This is a genomic window from Phytobacter sp. MRY16-398, assembly GCF_003925915.1.
In the GTDB taxonomy this organism is placed as follows: Bacteria; Pseudomonadota; Gammaproteobacteria; order Enterobacterales; family Enterobacteriaceae; genus Phytobacter; species Phytobacter diazotrophicus.
Map to the genome: position 1 here is coordinate 3,049,387 of NZ_AP018756.1, position 21,688 is coordinate 3,071,074.

Consider the following 21,688-nt stretch of genomic DNA (forward strand, 5'->3'; position numbering starts at 1 on the left):
AGTTATTTGCCGCTTCCGGCTACGGTTTCACCGTCACGGGTCAGCCACCAGGCGCCCAAAATCGGGATGGTCGTTACCAGCATCACCAGCAGCGCCACCACATTGGTTACTGGTACATCACGCGGGCGCCCCAGTTGATTTAACAACCAGAGCGGCAAGGTGCGTTCATGCCCTGCGGTAAAGGTCGTGACGATGATTTCGTCAAACGACAAGGCAAACGCCAGCATTCCCCCGGCCAGCAGCGCCGAACCGAGATTGGGCAACACCACATAACGAAACGTCTGCCATGAGGTGGCGCCCAAATCCATTGAGGCTTCAACCAGACTCCACGACGTGCGACGAAATCGGGCTATCACGTTGTTGAAAACCACCACTACGCAAAACGTGGCATGACCAACAACGATGGTGAAAAAACCGGGTTCCAGATCCACCGTTTTAAATGCCGTTAACAGCGCCAGCCCGGTAATAATGCCGGGCAAGGCGATCGGCAGCAGCAGCAACAGTGAGATGGCGTTCCGGCCAAAAAACTCACTGCGCCAGAGAGCCATTGCAGCAAGCGTGCCAAGGATTAAGGCAATAAGAGTCGCCAGCGCCGCAATTTGCAGTGACAGTGTCACGGCATCCAGGATATCGCCCCGCGCCGCCGCCACGCTAAACCAGCGCAGCGTAAAGCCCTGCGGGGGAAAGCTGAACGCGGCATCCTCGGTATTAAAAGCATAGATGGCGATTATCAATAACGGGAAATGGAGAAAGATAACCCCACCCCAGGCGGCAATTTTGAGAAATAACGGTGCGCGGTCAGAGTGCATCGAACGCTCCCAAACGTTTCACGAACGCCAGATAAAGGGCAATCAATACAATGGGGACCAGCGTAAAGGCTGCCGCCATTGGCATGTTGCCGACTGCCCCTTGTTGCGAATAGACCATGTTGCCGATAAAGAACCCCGGCGGCCCCACCAGTTGCGGCACAATGAAATCACCCAGCGTCAGGGAGAAGGTGAAGATAGAGCCAGCGGCCACACCCGGGATTGCCAGCGGCAAAACCACATGGCGAAAGGTCTGTCGGGGATGGGCGCCAAGATCCGCTGACGCCTGCAATAACGACGGCGGCAACCGTTCGAGCGCCGCCTGAATCGGCAGGATCATAAACGGCAGCCAGATGTAGACGAAGACCAGAAAACGCCCCAGACCGGAGGTCGACAACGTATTGCCGCCGATGCCAGGCAGCGTCAGCAGCGCGCCGAGTACAGGTTCCAGCCCCATATGACCGAGAAACCATTGGGCAACACCGTCTTTCGCCAGTAGCAGCGTCCAGGCGTAAGCTTTGACGATATAACTCGCCCACATGGGCAGCATCACCGCAATATAGAAAAAGGCTTTCCATTTTCCGCTGGTGTATTTCGCCATATACCATGCCATCGGGAAGGCCAGAATAGCGCTTGCCAGCGTCACGGCGACCGCCATGGTGAAGGTACGTAAGATGATGTCGTAATTGGCGGGATTGAACAGCGCCTGCAGGTTCGCCAGGGTGAAATCCGGCGTTACCGACATGGTGAAATCATCAAAAGTGTAGAAGCCTTGCCATAGCAGCGTCAGCAACGACCCCAGATACACAATGCCGAACCACATCAGTGGCCCCAGCAACAACAGGAACAACCCCAGCGCCGGTTTGCGCCAGAACAGGCCACTCAGGCGGCTGCCCGGTTTACGCTGGGGTGAACGGGAAAGGCTCATCTCCATCACCCCGCTCCCTGTAACGGCACCATCGCCTCTCGCGACCACGACGCCAGCACCGTTTGCCCCGGTGCTAAGGTATCAGGCAACAGCGCATCGGACATGTTCGCCTGGCTGACCAGCAGTTTTTCGCCGTCGGTAAGTTTCAGTTCGAAACGGGTAGCCGCCCCCTGATACTGTACCGCTTGTACCACCCCCTGGACCTGAATTTCCCCCGGCTGATTAAGGCGAATATGCTCGGGTCGCAGAGAGTAAACGCCGTTCATCGCACACAACGCGCCCGCGCGCCTGTCGTCAAAAACATTAGACGTGCCGACAAAACCCGCCACAAAAGGCGTGCGTGGGCGCAGATAGAGTTCACGCGGCGTATCAATCTGCTCAATCTTGCCATTGTTGAACACCGCCACCCGGTCGGACATCGACAGCGCTTCACCCTGGTCGTGGGTGACAAAAATAAAAGTGATCCCCAGATCCTGCTGGAGCTTTTTCAGCTCAAATTGCATCTGCTCGCGTAATTTTAAATCCAGTGCCCCCAGCGGTTCATCAAGGAGTAAAACGCGAGGCTGATTAACCAGTGCCCGGGCGATAGCCACACGCTGGCGCTGGCCGCCGGAAAGTTGCGATGGCTTACGGGCGTGAACAAAATCCAGCGCCACCTTTTCCAGCGCCTGGCGCGCGCTGGCATGGCGTGTTTTCTTGTCCACGCCTTTGACCATCAGGCCATACGCCACGTTATCGAGGATCGACATATGGGGGAATAACGCGTAATCCTGGAAAACAGTATTGACGTCGCGCTCCCAGGGGGGCAGTTCGCTGGCCTCACGGCCAAAAATACGAATAGCGCCGCCGCTCAATTGCTCAAAACCGGCGATAAGACGCAGGCAGGTGGTTTTGCCGGAGCCAGATGGCCCCAGCATTGAGAAGAACTCCCCGTCATTTACCGCCAGACTGACACCGTCGACGGCGCGAACATCACCATACAGCCGCGAGACATTTTCAAATTCAACAGCATAGGTCATACATCACTCCTGACCGATTAACGTCCACCCATAATGGCGATGTAATCCTGCGTCCAGCGGCTATAAGGGACATATTTGCCCCCCTCCGCAACAGGCGTTTTCCAGAACGCAATCTTGTCAAAGAAGCTGTAACCATTGGTCTCACAGCCTTTTTCACCCAGCAAATCACTGGCTTTACAGCCTTGCGGCACCACCGGCAGTGAGCCAAACCAGGCGGCGACGTCACCCTGTACTTTCGGGGTCAGCGACCAGTTCATCCATTTGTAGGCGCAATTGGGGTGTTTCGCCTGCGCGTGCAACATGGTGGTATCTGCCCATCCCGTTACCCCCTCTTTCGGGAACACGGTGGCGATGGGCTGGTTTTCCCCTTTCAGGGCGTTGGCCTGATACGGCCAGGCGCTGGACGCCACGACGCCTTCGTTTTTGAAGTCGCTCATCTGAACAGTGGTGTCATGCCAGTAACGGTGGATTAAGGCGTGCTGATCGCGCAGCACTTTCAGCACCGCCTGATACTGCGCTTCGGTTAGCTGGTAGGGGTCTTCAATGCTAAGCTGCGGTTGAGTGGCTTTGACAAACAGCGCGGCGTCGGCGATATAAATCGGCCCGTCATAGGCCTGCACGCGGCCTTTGTTGGTTTTGCCATCCGGCAGATTTTGCTGCACGAAGACGACCGACCAGCTATCTGGCGGCGTCGGGAATGTTTTGGTGTTATACATCAGCAGGTTTGGCCCCCACTGATAGGGCGTGCCGTACACTTTACCGCCGACGTTAAACCATTCACCTTTCTCAATGCGCGGATCGAGGGTTTTCCAGTTCGGGATGAGCGCGGTATTAATGGGCTGTACGCGTTTGCCCATGATCAGACGCAGCGAGGCATCGCCGGATGCGGTCACCAGATCATAACCGCCTTTAGCCATCAGGCTGACCATCTCATCGGAGGTCGCTGCCGTTTTTACGTTGACCTCGCAGCCCGTCTCTTTTTCAAACTGGCTAACCCAGTCATATTGCTTGTCCGTCTGGCCACGTTCGATATACCCCGGCCAGGCGATAATATCCAGACGCCCTTCTCCTTTCCCTACTTCCGTCGGCTCGGCGGCGTGTGCTGTCATGAGGGTCATGCCCAGCGCACACAGGCAGCTCGGGGCAAATTTCTTGCTCATATGTTTTACTCCTGTCGTAATGAAAATGAGCGGCCGCCTTGCCGTAAAAATATCTCCTGATTTAAAGGTAGACGGAGCGCCGAAAGGCTGAATCCCGTCAATGAGAAATTTCGCCAGGTTGTGACATACAGCGCATTACATTTATTGCGAAAATGCTGGCGGTGCATCTTCTGGAGTATAGACAAGGAGTTAGCAGAGAAAGGTTAATTTATGTTGCCATTCACATTTCGTATGAATGCCTGATGGGCAAGTACAGAAAATAATGACCTCTGCGGCTTAAATTTCCACAGAGATATTTTTAATTTGAGAAAATATTATTCAGAAAATAAGAACAACCGCCTGCGTTTTTATTTCATCATTTCGCGAATAATTTTGCCAAGCAGAATAACGCCGCGTTCTTCCCGCTCGCCCCATTGCCAGGATGCATTAAAGCGAAAGAACGGCGTCGGTTCTCTGGAGGTGGAGAACATTTTGCCCGGCGCGATGCTGACCTGATGGGCCAGGGCACGCTGACTTAATTCTCCGGCATCCAGCTCTGGCGGCAACTCCAGCCATAAAAAATAACCGCTGTCGCTGCGGTGAATTTTCACCTCCGCAGGCAGATGACGCACCAGAGCCTGCCATGCCTGATGCTTGCGTTCAGCCAGGGCGCGCCGCAGACGCCGCAGATGCGCGTCATAGCGTTGCGTGCCAAGGTAATCGACCAGCGCCATTTGCATGGGCGAACTGGTGGATAAGGTGCTCATCAACTGCAACTGCTGGATCCGGCGGGCATGTTTCCCGGCTGCGACCCACCCGATACGAAACCCGGCAACCAGACACTTGGAAAACGATGAGCAGTGTAGCGTCATGTCCTGGGTATCCCAGGCTTTTGCAGGTAGCGGTTTTTCCCGCCCGTAATAGAGCTCGCTGTAGACATCGTCTTCGATCAAGGTCACGTTGTGCTGCATCAGCAACGCCACCAGTTGCGCTTTCTTCTCTGCACTCAGGGTAAAACCGAGCGGATTCTGGCTATTAGGCATTAGCCAGCAGGCTTTAACGGGGTAGGATTTCAGCGCCTGCTCCAGCGCCTGTAAATCGATACCTTCATTAATATCCGTCGGCACCGACAGCGCTTTTAAGCGCAGGCGCTCCAGCGCCTGTAGCGCACCATAAAAGCAGGGATTTTCGACAATCACCCAGTCACCTGGCTCTGTTACAGCCTGCAAACTCAGGTTTAACGCTTCCAGCGCCCCGGCGGTAATGACGATTTCATCTGGTGAAATGGTCATCCCCTGCTGGGCGTAGCGACGGGCGATGGCATGACGCAACCCGGAATTTCCCGGCGGCAGGTTTTCAATGATGCTGACCGCAGTCGCACTTTTACTGACATTGGCTAATGAGCGATTAAGTTGTTGCAGAGGAAACAGCCGCGGATCCGGAAACGCCGAACCGAAGGGCAAGATCGAGGCATCGCGGCTGGCCTGCAAAATATCAAAAATATAGGTATTGATATCCACCGCTTCGTCTTGCTTTAAGGTGGCGGGCGGTAAGGTTTGCGGACGATGAGAGCGCGGCGCCACATAATAGCCCGATTGAGGCCGGGCGGTAATATAGCCCTGATTTTCGAGCAACTGATAAGCGTGGCCGACGGTCATAAAACTCATCCCGCTGCTGGTCACCTGTTCACGCAACGAGGGCAGCCTGTCGCCGGGTCGCCAGACGCCCAGTTCAATTTGCGAAATGATTTGCTGCGCCAGGCGCTGGTATTTTTTCATCGCTCTCTCCTTCCCTGCATTCATTCTATATCAGCACGCTTAAAAAGCACATTTTTACCAACTGTTATAGATAAATTTGGCTTTTCTGCCTCTGATAATCCTCTCCGCCGCTCTTTACCATTTGCGGGAGAGCCATTTTTCAGAGGTTAAGTATGTTGGGTTTAGATGCGTTTCATCTGGCAAGGATCCAGTTTGCCTTTACGGTTTCCTTCCATATTATTTTTCCGGCGATCACCATCGGTCTTGCCAGCTACCTTGCGGTGCTGGAGGGACTGTGGTTGAAAACCGGCAATCCAGTGTGGCGTTCGCTCTACCACTTCTGGTCGAAAATCTTCGCCGTCAATTTTGGCATGGGCGTGGTCTCCGGTCTGGTGATGGCCTATCAATTTGGCACCAACTGGAGCGGATTTTCCCAGTTTGCTGGTAGCATCACCGGCCCGTTACTGACCTATGAAGTGCTGACCGCGTTCTTCCTCGAAGCCGGGTTCTTAGGGGTGATGCTGTTTGGCTGGAATAAGGTTGGCCCAGGGCTGCACTTCTTCGCCACCTGCATGGTGGCACTGGGGACGATCATTTCCACCTTCTGGATCCTCGCCTCCAACAGTTGGATGCAAACGCCGCAGGGCTATGAAATTGTGAATGGCCAGGTGGTACCTGTCGACTGGTTTGCGGTGGTGTTTAACCCCTCCTTCCCGTATCGCCTGTTGCATATGTCCGTTGCCGCGTTCCTTAGCAGCGCGCTGTTTGTTGGCGCGTCGGCCGCCTGGCACTTGCTTAAGGGCAATCATTCACCGGCCATTCGCACCATGTTTTCCATGGCGCTATGGATGACGCTCATTGTGGCCCCTATCCAGGCGCTGATCGGCGATATGCACGGGCTGAACACGCTGGAGCATCAGCCCGCCAAAATTGCGGCGATAGAAGGCCATTGGGAAAACCCACCCGGCGAGCCGACGCCTTTGTTGCTGTTTGGCTGGCCGGATATGGAACAAGAGCGCACCCGCTATGGGCTGGCGATTCCGGCGCTGGGTAGCCTGATCCTCACCCACAGCCTGGACAAACAGGTTCCCGCGCTGAAATCGTTCGCCAAAGAAGACCGGCCTAATTCGACCGTGGTGTTCTGGTCGTTTCGCCTGATGGTGGGGCTTGGTCTGTTGATGATATTGCTGGGTGTTGTCGCCGTGTGGCTGCGCCGCAAGCAGCGCCTCTATCACTCGCGCCCGTTTCTGTGGTTCGCATTATTGATGGGGCCATCGGGTTTGCTGGCGATTCTTGCCGGTTGGGTGACCACAGAGGTGGGCCGCCAGCCGTGGGTGGTCTATGGCTTGCAGCGCACCGCCGATGCCGTTTCCGCCCATGGCACGCTGCACATGAGCATCAGCCTGCTGGGTTTTATCCTCGTTTACAGTTCGGTGTTTGGCGTGGGGTACAGCTACATGGTGCGGTTGATTAAAAAAGGGCCTCAGGCGAATGAATCCTTTGCCAGTGAACAGGATGGACGCCCCGCCCGGCCGCTTTCTGCGGTGAATACTCACGACAGTCTGCAGGAGAAACCGTAATGGGTATCGATCTTTCGCTTATCTGGTTTGTGATTATCGTCTTTGCCACCCTGATGTATATCGTGATGGACGGTTTTGATCTGGGGATTGGCATTCTCTTTCCCGCGACGCAAAACGCCGAAGACCGCGATGTGATGGTGAATAGCGTCGCCCCGGTATGGGACGGCAACGAAACCTGGCTGGTGCTCGGCGGTGCGGCGCTGTTTGGCGCCTTCCCGCTGGCGTATGCGGTGATTATCGATGCGTTGACCATCCCGCTCACGCTGATGCTGGTGGGGTTAATTTTTCGCGGCGTAGCCTTTGAGTTTCGCTTCAAAGCGACACCCGCGCACCGTCCTTTCTGGGATAAAGCGTTCTTAGGCGGCTCGATTCTGGCTACCTTCACACAGGGGGTCGTTGTTGGGGCGGTGATTAACGGTTTTCCGGTTAGCGGGCGCACCTTCGCCGGGGGCCCCTTCGACTGGCTGAGCCCGTTTACTCTGTTTTGTGGCCTCGGACTGGTGGTCGCCTATGCCTTGCTGGGGGCGACGTGGCTGGTGATGAAGAGCGAAAACAGCTTGCAGACGCGGATGCGCCAGCTCGCAAAGCGGCTCTTACTGGCCCTGCTGCTGGTAATTGCAGTAATCAGTCTCTGGACACCGCTCGCCCATCCGGCCATCGCCAGCCGCTGGTTTACGTTGCCAAATCTGTTTTTCCTGCTGCCCGTCCCTGTATTAGTCGTATTGCTGAGCCTGTGGCAATGGCGCAGCCTGAATCATCCACAGAGCGAAAAATTACCGTTTGTGCTGACGCTCGGGCTGATCTTCCTCGGATTCAGCGGGCTTGGCATCAGTATCTGGCCGCATATTATCCCGCCGTCCATCACCCTGTGGCAGGCGGCAGCCCCCGCACAAAGCCAGGGCTTTATGTTGGTTGGCGCGCTGCTGATTATCCCGATTATTCTTGTCTATACCTTCTGGAGCTACTACGTATTTCGCGGCAAAGTTCAGCATGGGGAGGGATATCACTGATGCAACAACCCTTATGGAAGCGCCTGATGTGGCTGGTCGTTTTGTGGGGCGGCAGTGTGCTGGCCCTTGCGCTGGTCGGCCTGTTTTTCCGCGTACTGATGACCGCCGCGGGGTTTAAGTCGCACTAGTTTTATGACCCGGCGACGTATACAAGCGGCTTGCAAAGCTGCCCTGATGCTGAACATCAGGGCAGCTTTTTTAGTGCTGGCCGTGGCGGGTAGAGAGTTTTTGCAACACTGTCAGCTGCGCCACCGCTTCCTGCATCGCATCCATGCCGGATGTCAGGGCGTGCAGACTACTGAGATGCTTCACAATATTATCCCGTTCGTTATTGGTTTTACTGCTCATGGCCGCGATGGTGTCAGCCGCGGAAATGGAGTGCTGAGCCATATTGCTGGCGGTCTCCACGGTATTATTGGCAACGGTACGGATGCGGGAAATCGTATTTACCGCCTGGTTGATATTGGCGGCCGTCGCGTCTGCCTGCTCTTTGGACGAGTGCGCCAGCCGCCGGACTTCACTTGCCACCACGGCAAATCCGCGCCCTGCTTCACCCGCCCGCGCAGCTTCCACCGCCGCATTGAGCGCGAGAATGTTTGTCTGAAAAGCAATGTTACTGATCCCGCTGGTTATCTCATTAATCCCCGCTGAGATTTTCTCCAGGTCATCCAGCCCTTCCACCAGCCGGTTTTGCGCCTGTTGGCTCTTGAGCGCAATATCGCTGATCGAACGAATGCTATTTTCTGCCATTCCTAAGGTGTCGTTTTGTGTCTGCGTCGCGGCTTCCAGCATCGGTAATGCCGTCATCAGGGGACCCAATTTTTGTTGATATGCCACAACACGATTAATCACACCGCTTTGAAAATCATTCAGTGCCTCCCAACGGCGCAGCGCACGCTGTGCGTAATGCCCGGCATATCGTGCATATTCCACCGGGAAATGCGCCATGGCTTTCACGTCATGATTGAAAAAGACCAGCGCGGAGAGCGTCTGATTAATGGGAACGCCGAGGATCTCCCCAAAGCTGGAAAAACCGGCAGCGGGCAAGCCTTTAAAGAAATGGGCATTGTGTAAGTGTGATTCGCTGCCAAGACGGCGCAAAATACAGTCATTCATCAGAATGGCCGCCGGTTTACCTCGTCCGGTAATAAAGTTTTTCCAGTCATGCAGTGTCGCTTGCTTAAAGTCGGTTTCTTCCAGTAAATGCAAGCGATCGCCAAATTCCAGATCACAGAAAAAATGAACGCCTTCAGCATCGATTTTTGCGACAGAGCGAATGAAATATTCATCTCCGACTTTAACCCCGAAAGTGAGCCCTTTTAGTTTTTCGGCCACCTGCTGCTCACCACATTGCAGGAGTTCGGCCAGAACAGCAGTGAAAGGCTTCTGTTCACCCTGTTCATTAAAGACTGACGTCACCGTCCGGGCGACCGGATCCGCCTGAGCAATCAGCCAGCTTTTATTGCGTGGTTTGAAGTTTTGGCTTTTGAAGGGTGCGAAGGATTTTCCCGGTGCCATTTTGCAAAAGATAATCACCGCTTTGCCCTGCAGCACTTTGCCATTCACGCTTATCCAGGTGCCGTCAAAGGTGAGTTTGCCGCCTGCTGAACCGCCGATAGCCAGGCAGGGAAAACGCCCACAATTATACCAGGCCTGCATCAGAAAGCCTTCGGAGGCAGAGAGCCCGTCACAGTACACCATGGCAAAGGTATGGTCGGAGGAGAGCGGCATGCGTACCTGTAACCGCTCCAGCTCGTTCTGAATTGCAATGATGCGATCTGTTGCTGTTCGGGTATCTTTAACATGTAAATCAATAATATGGGTTTCGTGCCCGGCAATGAGTGTTTTGGGCAGCATTAACCAGCTACCCTGTTGCCCCGCCGCATCACAATAGGTCGTATCACGACAGCTACTGCTCAATGCGCCACTGGAAGAAAGCGTAATAACCGTTAAGGCTGGAGAAGAAAACCGTTGCCACGCCTGGCTCACGCTTGAATAGTCGGCACCAGGGGGGACGAATGTCATGAGGATACCGCTGGCTTTATTGCTTAAACCCGCTGCTGATAATGACTGAGGCATATTCTGGCAATCATAGGTACCATTCGCAGGCTGTGAGCGGCTGCGACCTAAGGGTGCGGTTAAAAACCTTTTCGCCATAGATAACATATTTCACCTTTTATGTATTATGAGATCATTTATAGGGTGGAGCGTCTGGTGAATTTATGGAACTTAGCAGGCTATACATCAAGTTTATGATTTTTACAGTGCCGGGAAATTCCACGAATATATTTTGATCACAGTGTAATTATCGTCAAACTAAGTGAAATCTTTAACGAAACCCAATAAAGTCCACACGGGCATAATGAAATTAAAACTATAAAAATCAAAGACTAACAAAATGAGATGCGAGTATCATTATTTGACCTGTGAAAATTATGTTAATAGTGTGATGCAACGCATAAATTGCAGTAAATAATAAAATTACTGTCTATCAGGTAACATATTCGTTTATTTTTTACAGTTACTATGGAAGGAATATTCTTAATTAAAGATGTCTTCATACTCTCTCCACGATTTGTTGTTGAAATCCGTGTCACTCAGATAAATGAGAGAAGGAGTGAGTATGAAAAAGATCGTGACACTGTCTGCCATTGTGGCCATGAGTTTGTCGTCTTATGTGTTTGCCGCAGACAACGCGCCTGTCCCACCGCAAAAATATCCGCTAACGCACGACGGTCAGCCGCCGCGTCATGACGACAAAAACCCGCAACATACGCGGGAGCACAGGAATAATGACGGGAAAGCGTGGAAGCATGATGACAGCGCGCATCACCGCGACGGCCAGCCGCCAAAGCATGACGGCAAACAGCCGCCCAAAGACGGTAAAAAACCGCCGTTGCCGGATGATAAACGCTAAAATGTAAATACAGTCGCGGCACATACCCTGCCGCGACTGTGCGGGATGTGCTGTCTTAAACGCCTTTGCGCTTAGGCAGCGTTTTCAACAGATCCTCAGGGCTTACCGATGCCACAACACTCCCGGCGAGCGGCATCTTCAGAATGTGATTTTTGATTTTCCCAACCACATGCATTTCACATGGCCGACAATCGAATTTCAGCGTAAGCACTTCATCGCCATGCACCAGTTGCATTGGGGTTGCCTTCCAGCTTTTGATATTCCCTTTGGCCTGTTTCGGGCACAGGTTAAAGGCAAAGCGCAGGCAGTGTTTGGTGATCATCACCGGCACATCGCCCTTCTCTTCATGCATTTCATATGCGCCATCAATCAGTTGCACACCGAAACGCTGATAGAACTCACGCGCTTTATGGTTGTAAACGTTCGCCAGGAAAGTCAGATGGGTATCAGGATAGACCGGTGCCGGATCAGAGACAGCTTTACGGCTGCCGCGCTGGTAACTCGCCAGACGCGCCTCATCAAGCATTTCAACGGTGTCGCGACGAAACGCATTTAACATACTGTTCGGCACAAACAACGCACCCGGCAAGTTGATAGCGATATGACGCGCGTAGTAGATGGTTTGACCCAGTTTTGCCACGCCCTCTTTCAGGCTATTGATCGCTTTTTCCGCGTTGTTCGCCTCATCGAATTGCCCGTCGAGAGTATGGGTCACGCTGACCCCATCTTCACTGGTCAGGGTCAGCACCAGTTGTTCCTGCCAGCCGCTCACTTCAATATCCACGGCGATGCGACGTTCACTGGAGGTTTTGGTCAGTGCCTGTTGCCAGTTATGGTCCAGGTTACGGTTCAGCGGATGGTGCGGGCGCACTTTATACATCTCCGCGGGCATTTCATTCGGCCAGACGCGGTAACGACCTTCGCCAGTTTTTTCTACCGTGTTGGCGCGAAAACCGACAACATCGCGCTTGATGAGTACGTTCAGACCATCGCCGTTTGCCAACGGTTCGCTGGCTTCTACGTCCAGGTACTCTTTGGTTACTTTCAGCACTTCACCGACCGGCAGACCGATAAATTTCGGCGAATCAAACGCACCGATATCGCCTTTACGCGCATTCACAAAATAATCAGTACTACCGCGATGGAAGGTTTTATCGGTGGACGGAATAAAGAAGTGCTCTGTGCGCCCCGCCGATGCCCGCGCCAGGTCGCCTCGGTCTTCAATAATCGCATCCAGCATCTGGCGATAATGCGCGGTAATGTTTTTTACATAGCTCATGTCTTTGTAGCGCCCTTCAATCTTGAAGGAGCGTACGCCGGCATCAATTAGCGCACCAAGATTAGCGGTCTGGTCATTATCTTTCATCGACAGCAGATGTTTTTCATAGGCCACGACGCGCCCCTGATCGTCTTTCAGGGTGTACGGCAGGCGGCAGGCCTGCGAGCAGTCCCCACGGTTGGCACTGCGCCCCGTCTGGGCGTGGGAAATATAACACTGCCCGGAATAGGCCACGCACAGCGCGCCATGAATAAAGAACTCGATGGTCGCGTCAGTACAGGCGTGAATATCGCGGATCTGCTGCAGGTTCAGCTCACGCGCCAATACAATCTGGCTAAAACCGGCATCGGAGAGGAACTTCGCCTTTTCTACGCTGCGGATGTCGCACTGGGTACTGGCATGCAGCTCAATCGGCGGGATGTCGAGTTGCATGATCCCCATATCCTGCACAATCAGGGCATCCACCCCGGTTTCGTACAGATCGGTAATCAGGCGCTGAGCAGGCTCCAGCTCATCATCATGCAGAATGGTGTTCAGTGTGATAAACACTTTCGCGCCATAGCGATGGGCAAACGGCACCAGGCTGGCAATATCCTGCAAGCTGTTGCTGGCGTTATGGCGGGCACCGAACCCCGGGCCGCCGATATAGACCGCGTCCGCACCGTGCAAAATGGCTTCGCGAGCGATCGCGGTGTCACGGGCAGGGCTTAAGAGTTCAAGATGATGGGGTTGCAGGCGCATACAATCGTCGTTATCCATTATGTGCAAAATGGCGGCTATTGTAGTCACATCCCCGGCTTTTCACCACCTGTGGCGAAGGCCAATTTCCGCCAGGCGGCAAAGCATTGATGAAATTGCTATTTTCCAGCCGTAACGGCGCAGGTTAAGGTAACCACTATTACGCGAAAGCGTTCAAATGGCGTCGCGGCGGCAAGCGGCAACCTCTGGAGCTTACATGAGTAAGTGACAGAGTGGCCTGGGCAGGCCCAAAGAGGCCATTTGGAAGAGGACGCGTAATCGGACATTCCTCGTCACGTTGTACGTTGTTGTTTACTCGTCGTCGTTCTTTGCCGCAAGCTTGCTTGCGGTTTTTTCTTTTGGGTAGTGGATAAGCGAGTGGAAATGCGCGCTCTGTGCTGAGCTATTACGATAGGCATGGGGACGGTCGCCAGCGAAACGAATCCCGCTACCCGCCGTCAGGGTTCGCCACTGCCCTTCAATACACATCTCCAGCACCCCGCCAATCACCACCACATGTTCAATGACCCCCTGCTCATGCGGCGTTGATTCGCTCAGGGCGCCCGGCGCCAGGATTATCGAGAAGAGATCAAAATGCAGCGCTTCATCCCAGGGGAACAGCGGAGTGACCACCATAGCCTGCTGCTGCGGATCGAAGGAATGGGGTGTTTCGCTTTCCGACGGCGCAATAAAGGACGAAAACGGCACATTGAGACCGGTGGCGATTTTCCACAGCGTAGCCACCGTGGGGCTGGACTCATTACGTTCAATTTGCCCGAGCATCGCTTTTGACACGCCCGTCTCGTCAGCCAGACGTGAGAGGCTCCAGCCGCGTGCCTGACGGAGATTTTTTAAGGTGCTCGCCAGATAATGTGTTAGATCCATTTTTCCTCCTGTCAGTCTCGCTGCGCATGCTTGTACGCTATAACGCACAATGGTACATTCTTTGGACGCTATAACGCACGAGGAAAGATCATGCGCACTCACGTGTTTCCTTTTACCACGCTTCTGGCGGGTTTTGTGGCCGTACTGGTCGGCTATGCCAGTTCTGCCGCTATTATCTGGCAGGCTGCTGCCGCAGCGGGGGCCAGCGCCACACAAATTGCCGGCTGGATGACGGCGCTCGGTTTAGGCATGGGTGTCAGCACCATCGCGCTGTCGCTGTGGTATCGCATGCCAATACTGACCGCCTGGTCCACGCCCGGTGCCGCATTGCTGGCGACGAGCTTGCAAGGATTGACGCTTGCCGAAGCCATCGGCGTGTTTATTTTTGCTAATGCGCTGATTGTGCTTTGCGGCGTGACCGGGTTGTTCGCCCGGCTGATGAAAATTATTCCGCATACCCTCGCGGCAGCTATGCTCGCCGGGATCCTGTTGCGTTTCGGCTTGCAGGCGTTTCACAACGTTGAGGGCCATTTTGTGCTGTGCGGCAGTATGCTACTGGCCTGGCTGGTCTGTAAAGCCCTCGCCCCACGCTATGCCATTGTGGCGACACTGATTATTGGCGCTCTGGTCGCCTGGCTTAGCGGCGATATTGTCACTGCGAAACTCGACGTTGCCTTTGTGGTACCGGAATTTACCCGTCCGGTCTTCAACTGGACCTCGTTTATCAGTATCGGCATACCCTTTTTTCTCGCCACGATGGCGTCACAAAATGCGCCAGGCTTCGCGACAATGCAGGCGGCGGGCTACCGTGCGGCTGTGTCGCCGCTGATCATTTTTACCGGAGGGCTGGCGCTGCTTTTCTCGCCGTTTGGGGTTTTCTCTATCTGCATCGCCGCCATTACGGCGGCAATTTGTCAGAGCCCGGATGCGCACCCCGACGCCGCACAGCGCTGGAAGGCTGCGGTGGCGGCGGGTGTATTCTATCTGCTAGCGGGCGTATTTGGCGGCTCGATCACCGCATTGCTGGCAGCCTTACCGCTGAGCTGGATCCAGACGCTTGCAGGGCTTGCCTTACTCGGTACGATAGGCGGCAGCCTGTTCCAGGCGCTGTCCCAGGAAAAAGAGCGTGATGCCGCCATCGTGACGTTTCTGGTTACCGCCAGCGGCGTCACACTGCTGGGTGTGGGGTCAGCCTTCTGGGGGCTGGTTGCAGGGGGCGTCTGCTATGCCGCACTGTCACTGGCGCGCCGCGCGTAATTGCGACGGCGTCATGCCAAAAACGGCGCGGAAGCGGTTACTGAAATGGCTGGCAGAACTGAAACCGCAGGCCATCGCGATTGTCGTCAGCGGCAGCCCGGTATTTAACAGTTGCGCTTTCGCCTGCACTATCCGGCGATGCATCACATACTGATGCGGCGCAACCCCCATCGACTGGCGGAACATCCGCGCGAAATGGTATTCACTTAACGCTGCCTGCGCCGCCAGATCGCTCAGCAACAGCGGCTGGGCGAGATTCGCCTCTATCCAGTCCAGCACCTGACGCAGTACCACAGGCGCAAGACCGCCTTTAACGGTGGGCAAACGCCACTGCACATTGCTGTAATGCTGGACAAGATGGGTGAGAAGCAGCGTAGAAGCCGTACTGAGCGTGAGCTGATTCGCCTGCTGATGCCAGTCGCTGCCAAGTAAGAACTGGCGGTAGAGCGCGGTAATGCGCTCATCCTGGGCGAAGGTTTTCTCATCAAGGGTAAACGACGCCGGACTGCGATCCCACACCTTCTCTCCAATGTCCCGCAGATGTTCGTCAGTGCAATAAAGATGCACAAACGACAAATCATCACGGATATCCCAACTGGATTCGCTCTCTTTTGGCATCAGGCAAAACCTGTCCGGCCCTCCGCCATTTTTCCAGCCCTGCGACGTTTTATGGTAGCTCTCGTAACCGTCGGCAATGTACAGGCTTAGGGTGTGGTGATCACAATACTGGGTGATGTTATCGCGCTTATTAGACCATGCCGCCAGTTGAATACCAGAATGCAGCGCAACCGAGTCATGCAGAACGGCATTGTGATGTTGCAGATTTTCGAAGGCTTTATAAACAGTCATGGACGCAATTAACAAAAATGTCACCAGAATCTCAGTCTATGAATTGCGCCTGCCCGATACCAGTGTTTCGCCAAAAAAACGCAAGAATTTGCAAGTGACCGGCGGGTTTATGCAAGCCGGAGAGGCATTTTTTGGCAAGACTGGAAACCTGTTGGCGTAACGGGGATCGCAATGAACATTTTTTTATATTGTCTGGTGGTGGTGATATGGGGCACGACATGGATTGCCATTTTTCTGCAACAGGGGCCGGTCGCAGCGCCGGTCTCTATTTTTTGGCGCTTTGCGCTCGCATCACTCACCATCATGGTGGTGTTGATTGCCCTGCGGCGGCTGCGCAAACTTGTCCTGCGGGATCATCTTTTTTGCATCCTGCAAGGATGCTGTGTGTTTGGCTTCAACTTCCTCTGTTTTTACAACGCCGCCGCGTGGATTAACACCGGGCTGGAGTCGGTCATTTTCTCAATGGCCGTCTTGTTTAATGCGGTTAACAGTTTTCTGTTCTTCGGTCAGAAGCCCCCTTCGCGCTTCTATCATGCGGCTTTTCTGGGGCTGACGGGCATTGTGACGCTATTCTGGGATGATTTGCTGGCCAGCGGTCTGAACAGCACGCTGTTACTGGGTATTGGGCTTTCGATGCTGGGTACATTTGGCTTTTCCCTTGGCAATATGATCAGTATGCGCCACCAACGCAATGGGCTGGAAACCATGACCACCAACGCCTGGGCGATGCTCTACGGGACAATTATTATGGGCGCAATAGCCCTGTTTCGCGGCGATGATTTTACCCCTGAGTGGACCTTCAGCTATCTGGGTGCGCTGGTCTATCTCGCCCTCTTTGGATCGGTCATTGCCTTTGGCGCCTATTTCACCCTGGTTGGCCGTATCGGTGCCAGCAACGCAGCCTACAGTACTCTGCTGTTTCCGCTGGTCGCGCTGAGTATTTCAACGGTCTATGAAGGTTATGTCTGGCATATGAACGGGGTTGTCGGCCTGCTGCTGATTCTGACGGGAAATTTAGTGATGTTTTCGCGACCGGGAACGCTGTCGTTTATACGGAAGTTAGCCTGAAAAAAAAGCGCCATCCTCTGGGATGGCGCGCCTGTTTTTATTTTTTGGAAACATCAAACATGGTGGCATCGGTCGCCATGTTATCAATGACCTGTTTAAGCGTATCTACCGTCATCGGCGCATTGGCATTGCTCAGACTTTTACCCTCGCCCTGACGCACCACTTTAATCACCGGCTTATTGGTCTGTGCATCAATCAATTCACCTTCGAAATAGAGATGGGTGTCCATAGTCCGGTGACCTGTAGCGGCCTGCGTACCGGCAATCACCATCGCAACCGGGATCACTTCGTAGAATTGCAGGCCTTGCTTGCTGCTGTCCACGCCGGTAATGGCGCCACGGAAAATCAGGCTATGCGCCCCCGGAGAGGTCACCAGCGGTTTACGCTGTGCGGCGGCAGCTTTCAATTTGGTGTTCGTGTAGGTCAACAGCCCGTCGAGCGTTTGCTGGCTCACCTGGCTGGTCGGTTTTGCTACCGGGTAATAGGTTACCGGATGGTAGACAATACTGTCGTATTTACTCAGATCAAATGAAGGATCAACCCAACGCAATACGGGCTTACCGCTTGCGGACGTTGTTTGTTGTAAGTTGGAATAGTCTTTTAAGAAGCCGGAATATTGTTCAGGTTGAGTCACTTTTGACGCACAGCCTGATAACGCAAGCAGGCCGGCAAGCACGGCAACTTTAAATACAGTACGCATGGAAGGTCCCTTTGAGTTTGTATATGCACTAAAAGTTATAGCAAACAACTGGCTACAGCGATGGTGGAAAAAAGCTGTCACGCTCAAATTTCAGAAAAATATAATACTCACTGTTCTAATAAAGGACGCTTACGCCGGCGCAAGGCACCGGCGCGTCTGATTATTTATTGATATCGACCTGGTAGAAAATATGTTTACCGAACGGATCGACTTCATAGCCTTTCACGTTATTTCGTACCGGTTCAAAAATAGTGGAATGGGCAATCATCACCGCAGGCATTTGATCGTGCATCATCTGCTGGGCTTCTTTATACAGCGCCACGCGCTTGTCGTGATCGGTAATGGTTTTCGCTTCGGCGATGATTTTATCAAACGGCTGGTAGCACCATTTCGACGAGTTAGAACCGCCATTGGCAGACTGACAGGTAAATAGCGGGCCGAAGAAGTTATCCGGGTCGCCGGTCGCCGTTGTCCACCCCATCAGCGCCGCCTGATGCTCGCCCCCTTTCACCCGTTTTAAATATTCCCCCCACTCATATGTGACAATTTTCGCGTTGACCCCGACTTTCGCCCAGTCGGCCTGAATCATCTCGGCCATCCGTTTGGCATTCGGGTTGTAAGGCCGCTGAACCGGCATCGCCCACAAATCAATGGTGGTGCCCTCTGGCAACCCGGCTTCTTTCAATAAAGCTTTGGCTTTTTGCGGATCGTAAGCGTAATCCTGCAATTCGCTGTCCGCACTCCAGACGCCAGGGGGCAGAAGATTTTTCGCGGCGGTTCCGGTGCCCTGGAATACCGCATTGATAATGGCCGGTTTATTGATGGCCATCGCCAGCGCCTGGCGCACTTTAACGTTATCAAGCGGCGCTTTTTGCGTGTTAAAGGCAAGGAAACCGGTATTCAACCCCGATTTGCTCATCAGCGTAATGTCTTTGTTCTCTTTCAGACGCGGCAAATCCGCCGGGTTCGGGAACGGCATCACCTGACATTCATTTTTCTCAAGCTTGGCAAGACGTACTGAGGCATCTGGCGTAATGCTGAACACCAGACGGTCGATCTTTGCTTTGCCCTGCCAGTATTCCGGGAAGGCGGTAAACAGAATGCGGGAATCTTTCTGGTACTGAGCCAGTTTGAACGGGCCGGTACCAATTGGCTCCATATCCACTTTTTCCGGCGTCCCGGCTTTTAGCATCGCATCGGCGTATTCAGCAGATAAGATAGAGGCGAAATACCAGGCCAGGTCAGGCACAAAGGGCGCTTCGGGATGTGCCAGCGTAAAGCGCACGGTGTTGTCGTCCACTTTATCGATAGCGGTAATCAACTTGCCAAATTCCAGACTTTCGAAATTGGAGTAGTTGCCGTTAGAGACATTATGGTAAGGATGCTGCGGGTCTTTTTGCCGCATGAAAGAGAAAATGACGTCGTCGGCATTAAAATCGCGCGTCGGCGTAAAGAATTTATTGCTCTGAAACTTCACCCCTTTACGCAGATGGAAGGTATACACCTTGCCGTCTTCGCTGACCTCCCAACTCTCGGCCAGCCCTGGCTGGAGTTCGGTCGTCCCGGCTTTAAAATCGACGAGCCGGTTATAAACCGGAACCGCGCTGGCGTCGACGCTGGTGCCTGAGGTATAGAGTTGCGGGTTGAAATTCTCTGGCGATCCTTCTGAACAGTAGACCAGGGTTTTTGCCGCCACAGAGGAACTCACTGCCAGGGCCAGCAAGGCCAGCGCAACTGTTGTCTGTTTTCTAGTCATAGATTTTCCTGTCGTTTTCTTTCCATGAGCCAAATAGTGCTTGTTGTTTGCGCTTCCATAAATAACATTAAAGTAATATTGCAAGCACCTGATAAGTCAAATAAAGAAGGAATCACTATGACATCGCCCCTCGCCAGTCAATTAACGCAACGCTTCTTTCGCTATCTTGCTATCACCAGCCAAAGTGACGCTGCCGCCACGACATTACCGACCACGCCCGGGCAATTAGACATGGCGCGCGCACTGGCGCAAGAGCTGCAAACGCTGGGCCTGGATGAGATTGTGCTGGATGAACACGCCACGGTCACTGCGGTGAAAAAAGGCACGGTGCCGGGCGCGCCGCGTATTGGTTTTATCACCCATATCGACACCGTAGACGTGGGTTTGTCGCCGGATATTCATCCGCAAATTCTGCGTTTCAAGGGAGAAGATCTCTGTCTGAACACCAGCAAAGATATCTGGCTGCGAGTGGAGGAACACCCGGAAATTAACGCCTACCTTGATGAAGAGATCATCTTTAGCGATGGCACCAGCGTACTGGGGGCAGATAACAAAGCCGCTGTCACGGTTGTGATGACGTTGCTGGAAAACCTGACGGCAGAACAGCAACACGGGGATATTGTCGTGGCGTTTGTTCCGGATGAAGAAGTCGGCCTGCGTGGGGCGAAGGCACTGGATTTAAAACGCTTTGATGTCGATTTCGCCTGGACTATCGACTGCTGCGAAAAAGGCGAGATTGTTTTTGAAAACTTCAATGCCGCCTCGGCGTCTATCCATTTTACCGGCGTCACCGCGCATCCGATGTCGGCAAAAGGTGTGCTGGTTAACCCACTGCTGATGGCCATGGATTACATCAGCCACTTTGACCGCCAGCAAACGCCGGAACATACCGAAGGCCGCGAAGGCTATGTGTGGTTCAATGGGATGGAAGCTGTTCAGGGACACGCGCATCTTAGCGCCAGCATCCGTGACTTCGACAAAGCGAGCTTTGAGCGCAGGAAACAGCAGATTGCCGATGTCGCAAAAAAAATCGCCGCGCAGTACCCCACCGCGAAAGTGGAATACAGCATCAGCGATATTTACAGCAATATCAGTAACGCCATCGGCGAAGACAAACGCGCAATTGATTTACTGTTCGAGGCGATGACCACGCTTGGCATCACTCCCAAACCCACCCCCATGCGCGGCGGCACAGACGGCGCGGCGCTGTCTGCAAAAGGGTTATTAACCCCGAATTTCTTTACCGGCGCGCACAATTTTCATTCGCAATTTGAATTTCTGCCGGTGAAATCGTTCGAGGCCTCATACCAGGTCGCGCTACAGTTATGCCTGCTGGCGGCGCGTTAAGCTTTACGCGCCAGTAAGGTCGCAAAGCGCAGTTTGATACGGTTGCCATTGGCGTCGGTGCGGTGCAACTCACCGACGTCTTCATTGTATTTTTCCAGTTCCCACCCTGCGTAGTAATCACGCAATTCATTCTCTTTAAAGGCAAACGGGAAACCAACGGTGCAGGGGAAATCGGCCGTGTCCATCGCCGCCACAATCAGGTTGTAACCTCCCGCTTTGGTGCAGCGCTGCATATTGGCGATAAGCCCCGGAATGGTTTGCGGCTCAAGAAACATCATCACCACGGTCGAGAGAATAAAATCGTATTCACCCTCAAAGCTGAGTGCGTTCAAATCCACAATCGCGGTTTGCAGCGTGTTGAGCCCTTCGGCCTGACGAATGGTGTCGATATTATTGATGCTCGCGGCGTTTTTATCCCATGCCGTCACATCAAACCCATTGGCCGCCAGATAGAGGCTGTTACGCCCGTTGCCGCAGCCCAGGTCCAGTGTTTTGCCCGGCTTCACAAACTGCATGGCATGCAGTACCTCTGAGTGAGTGCGGGTCAGTCCATATTTTTCAGTAAAATAGCTGTCGTCAAACGTGGTCATGGTTGTTCCTTATTTTTTCCCTATATAAGCGCAAACTTATAAGATGTATTTTAAATGCATTTT

The 21,688-nt window shown here is 53.6% G+C and carries 20 protein-coding genes; 8 read left to right on the top strand and 12 right to left on the bottom strand.

Features of this window, described 5'->3' with window-relative positions:
- Nucleotides 1-2 precede the first annotated feature (2 nt).
- The 5 genes from MRY16398_RS15030 to MRY16398_RS15050 all read right to left on the bottom strand — a co-directional run bounded on the left by MRY16398_RS15030 (nt 3) and on the right by MRY16398_RS15050 (nt 5,670).
- A complete protein-coding gene (locus MRY16398_RS15030) occupies nt 3-809 on the bottom strand; it encodes an ABC transporter permease (protein WP_039079101.1) in 807 nt (268 codons plus the stop codon).
- Nucleotides 799-1,740 (bottom strand): ABC transporter permease, encoded by a 942-nt coding sequence (locus tag MRY16398_RS15035; RefSeq protein ID WP_039079102.1) that lies wholly within the window; start codon nt 1,738-1,740, stop codon nt 799-801. The genes MRY16398_RS15030 and MRY16398_RS15035 overlap by 11 nt, the downstream gene beginning before the upstream one ends.
- Nucleotides 1,740-2,753 carry an ABC transporter ATP-binding protein gene (locus MRY16398_RS15040; RefSeq protein ID WP_079497480.1) on the bottom strand — a complete coding sequence of 338 codons (1,014 nt, stop codon included), beginning with the start codon at nt 2,751-2,753 and terminating at the stop codon, nt 1,740-1,742. The genes MRY16398_RS15035 and MRY16398_RS15040 overlap by 1 nt, the downstream gene beginning before the upstream one ends.
- 17 nt (nt 2,754-2,770) lie before the next feature.
- Nucleotides 2,771-3,913: a putative ABC transporter substrate-binding protein YdcS gene (ydcS, locus tag MRY16398_RS15045; protein WP_071194136.1), complete on the bottom strand. Its 1,143-nt coding sequence runs from the start codon at nt 3,911-3,913 to the stop codon at nt 2,771-2,773.
- A 347-nt stretch (nt 3,914-4,260) separates the two neighbouring features.
- Nucleotides 4,261-5,670: an aminotransferase-like domain-containing protein gene (locus MRY16398_RS15050; protein WP_039079105.1), complete on the bottom strand. Its 1,410-nt coding sequence runs from the start codon at nt 5,668-5,670 to the stop codon at nt 4,261-4,263.
- Nucleotides 5,671-5,822: 152 nt separating this feature from the next.
- Here MRY16398_RS15050 and MRY16398_RS15055 point away from each other — a divergent pair, with 152 nt between their 5' ends.
- The 3 genes from MRY16398_RS15055 to MRY16398_RS15065 are packed head-to-tail and all read left to right on the top strand — an operon-like array spanning nt 5,823 to nt 8,367.
- Entirely contained in the window at nt 5,823-7,229 is a 1,407-nt protein-coding gene (locus MRY16398_RS15055) for a cytochrome ubiquinol oxidase subunit I (RefSeq protein ID WP_039079106.1), read from the top strand.
- Nucleotides 7,229-8,239: a cytochrome d ubiquinol oxidase subunit II gene (gene cydB / locus MRY16398_RS15060; protein ID WP_079497482.1), complete on the top strand. Its 1,011-nt coding sequence runs from the start codon at nt 7,229-7,231 to the stop codon at nt 8,237-8,239. Before MRY16398_RS15055 ends, cydB begins: the two co-directional genes overlap by 1 nt.
- Nucleotides 8,239-8,367, top strand: a complete 129-nt coding sequence (locus MRY16398_RS15065) for a DUF2474 domain-containing protein (protein ID WP_071194133.1) — start codon at nt 8,239-8,241, stop codon at nt 8,365-8,367. Before cydB ends, MRY16398_RS15065 begins: the two co-directional genes overlap by 1 nt.
- Before the next feature lie 70 nt (nt 8,368-8,437).
- Here the strand turns inward: MRY16398_RS15065 and MRY16398_RS15070 are convergent, their stop codons facing one another.
- On the bottom strand, nt 8,438-10,405 hold the full coding sequence (locus MRY16398_RS15070; protein WP_125124715.1) for a methyl-accepting chemotaxis protein: 1,968 nt from the start codon (nt 10,403-10,405) through the stop codon (nt 8,438-8,440).
- A gap of 457 nt (nt 10,406-10,862) precedes the next feature.
- Between MRY16398_RS15070 and MRY16398_RS15075 the strand changes: the two genes are divergently transcribed.
- The gene (locus MRY16398_RS15075; RefSeq protein ID WP_125124716.1) at nt 10,863-11,156 is read left to right on the top strand and encodes a hypothetical protein; all 294 of its coding nucleotides are present in this window, start codon (nt 10,863-10,865) and stop codon (nt 11,154-11,156) included.
- Nucleotides 11,157-11,211: 55 nt separating this feature from the next.
- On the opposite strand, the gene MRY16398_RS15080 is transcribed toward MRY16398_RS15075, so the two are convergent.
- Nucleotides 11,212-13,176, bottom strand: coding sequence for a peptidase U32 family protein (locus tag MRY16398_RS15080; RefSeq protein ID WP_039079157.1), 1,965 nt, complete (start codon nt 13,174-13,176; stop codon nt 11,212-11,214).
- A gap of 309 nt (nt 13,177-13,485) precedes the next feature.
- Nucleotides 13,486-14,058, bottom strand: coding sequence for a helix-turn-helix domain-containing protein (locus MRY16398_RS15085; RefSeq protein ID WP_079497484.1), 573 nt, complete (start codon nt 14,056-14,058; stop codon nt 13,486-13,488).
- Nucleotides 14,059-14,148: 90 nt separating this feature from the next.
- Here MRY16398_RS15085 and MRY16398_RS15090 point away from each other — a divergent pair, with 90 nt between their 5' ends.
- A complete protein-coding gene (locus MRY16398_RS15090) occupies nt 14,149-15,315 on the top strand; it encodes a benzoate/H(+) symporter BenE family transporter (RefSeq protein WP_039079111.1) in 1,167 nt (388 codons plus the stop codon).
- Here the strand turns inward: MRY16398_RS15090 and MRY16398_RS15095 are convergent.
- Nucleotides 15,295-16,164 carry an AraC family transcriptional regulator gene (locus tag MRY16398_RS15095; RefSeq protein WP_125124717.1) on the bottom strand — a complete coding sequence of 290 codons (870 nt, stop codon included), beginning with the start codon at nt 16,162-16,164 and terminating at the stop codon, nt 15,295-15,297. The two genes, MRY16398_RS15090 and MRY16398_RS15095, sit on opposite strands and share 21 nt — an antisense overlap.
- Here MRY16398_RS15095 and MRY16398_RS30625 point away from each other — a divergent pair.
- Entirely contained in the window at nt 16,163-16,324 is a 162-nt protein-coding gene (locus MRY16398_RS30625) for a hypothetical protein (RefSeq protein WP_172600658.1), read from the top strand. The genes MRY16398_RS15095 and MRY16398_RS30625 overlap by 2 nt on opposite strands.
- An 11-nt stretch (nt 16,325-16,335) precedes the next feature.
- Nucleotides 16,336-17,232, top strand: coding sequence for a DMT family transporter (locus MRY16398_RS15100; protein WP_125124718.1), 897 nt, complete (start codon nt 16,336-16,338; stop codon nt 17,230-17,232).
- A 37-nt stretch (nt 17,233-17,269) separates the two neighbouring features.
- On the opposite strand, the gene MRY16398_RS15105 is transcribed toward MRY16398_RS15100, so the two are convergent.
- A complete protein-coding gene (locus MRY16398_RS15105; RefSeq protein ID WP_039079114.1) occupies nt 17,270-17,932 on the bottom strand; it encodes a DUF3313 domain-containing protein in 663 nt (220 codons plus the stop codon).
- Nucleotides 17,933-18,092: 160 nt separating this feature from the next.
- Nucleotides 18,093-19,688 (bottom strand): ABC transporter substrate-binding protein, encoded by a 1,596-nt coding sequence (locus tag MRY16398_RS15110; protein ID WP_039079115.1) that lies wholly within the window; start codon nt 19,686-19,688, stop codon nt 18,093-18,095.
- Between the two features lie 117 nt (nt 19,689-19,805).
- On the opposite strand from MRY16398_RS15110, the gene pepT reads away from it, so the two are divergent.
- Nucleotides 19,806-21,035: a peptidase T gene (gene pepT, locus MRY16398_RS15115; RefSeq protein ID WP_125124719.1), complete on the top strand. Its 1,230-nt coding sequence runs from the start codon at nt 19,806-19,808 to the stop codon at nt 21,033-21,035.
- Here pepT and tehB read toward each other — a convergent pair.
- Complete coding sequence (gene tehB, locus MRY16398_RS15120) at nt 21,032-21,625, bottom strand: tellurite resistance methyltransferase TehB (protein WP_107223070.1); 594 nt, start codon at nt 21,623-21,625, stop codon at nt 21,032-21,034. The genes pepT and tehB overlap by 4 nt on opposite strands.
- Nucleotides 21,626-21,688: the final 63 nt, after the last annotated feature.

Bases quoted from the DNA above. Each gene is read 5' to 3' on its own strand.
- pepT (WP_125124719.1), top strand. From the start codon at position 19,806: ATGACATCGCCCCTCGCCAGTCAATTAACGCAACGCTTCTTTCGCTAT.
- MRY16398_RS15040 (WP_079497480.1), bottom strand. From the start codon at position 2,753: ATGACCTATGCTGTTGAATTTGAAAATGTCTCGCGGCTGTATGGTGAT.
- cydB (WP_079497482.1), top strand. From the start codon at position 7,229: ATGGGTATCGATCTTTCGCTTATCTGGTTTGTGATTATCGTCTTTGCC.
- MRY16398_RS15065 (WP_071194133.1), top strand. From the start codon at position 8,239: ATGCAACAACCCTTATGGAAGCGCCTGATGTGGCTGGTCGTTTTGTGG.
- MRY16398_RS15085 (WP_079497484.1), bottom strand. From the start codon at position 14,058: ATGGATCTAACACATTATCTGGCGAGCACCTTAAAAAATCTCCGTCAG.
- MRY16398_RS15055 (WP_039079106.1), top strand. From the start codon at position 5,823: ATGTTGGGTTTAGATGCGTTTCATCTGGCAAGGATCCAGTTTGCCTTT.
- MRY16398_RS15030 (WP_039079101.1), bottom strand. From the start codon at position 809: ATGCACTCTGACCGCGCACCGTTATTTCTCAAAATTGCCGCCTGGGGT.
- MRY16398_RS15075 (WP_125124716.1), top strand. From the start codon at position 10,863: ATGAAAAAGATCGTGACACTGTCTGCCATTGTGGCCATGAGTTTGTCG.
- MRY16398_RS15105 (WP_039079114.1), bottom strand. From the start codon at position 17,932: ATGCGTACTGTATTTAAAGTTGCCGTGCTTGCCGGCCTGCTTGCGTTA.
- MRY16398_RS15080 (WP_039079157.1), bottom strand. From the start codon at position 13,176: ATGCGCCTGCAACCCCATCATCTTGAACTCTTAAGCCCTGCCCGTGAC.
- MRY16398_RS15035 (WP_039079102.1), bottom strand. From the start codon at position 1,740: ATGGAGATGAGCCTTTCCCGTTCACCCCAGCGTAAACCGGGCAGCCGC.
- ydcS (WP_071194136.1), bottom strand. From the start codon at position 3,913: ATGAGCAAGAAATTTGCCCCGAGCTGCCTGTGTGCGCTGGGCATGACC.
- MRY16398_RS15095 (WP_125124717.1), bottom strand. From the start codon at position 16,164: ATGACTGTTTATAAAGCCTTCGAAAATCTGCAACATCACAATGCCGTT.
- tehB (WP_107223070.1), bottom strand. From the start codon at position 21,625: ATGACCACGTTTGACGACAGCTATTTTACTGAAAAATATGGACTGACC.
- MRY16398_RS15070 (WP_125124715.1), bottom strand. From the start codon at position 10,405: ATGTTATCTATGGCGAAAAGGTTTTTAACCGCACCCTTAGGTCGCAGC.
- MRY16398_RS30625 (WP_172600658.1), top strand. From the start codon at position 16,163: ATGGACGCAATTAACAAAAATGTCACCAGAATCTCAGTCTATGAATTG.
- MRY16398_RS15110 (WP_039079115.1), bottom strand. From the start codon at position 19,688: ATGACTAGAAAACAGACAACAGTTGCGCTGGCCTTGCTGGCCCTGGCA.
- MRY16398_RS15090 (WP_039079111.1), top strand. From the start codon at position 14,149: ATGCGCACTCACGTGTTTCCTTTTACCACGCTTCTGGCGGGTTTTGTG.
- MRY16398_RS15100 (WP_125124718.1), top strand. From the start codon at position 16,336: ATGAACATTTTTTTATATTGTCTGGTGGTGGTGATATGGGGCACGACA.
- MRY16398_RS15050 (WP_039079105.1), bottom strand. From the start codon at position 5,670: ATGAAAAAATACCAGCGCCTGGCGCAGCAAATCATTTCGCAAATTGAA.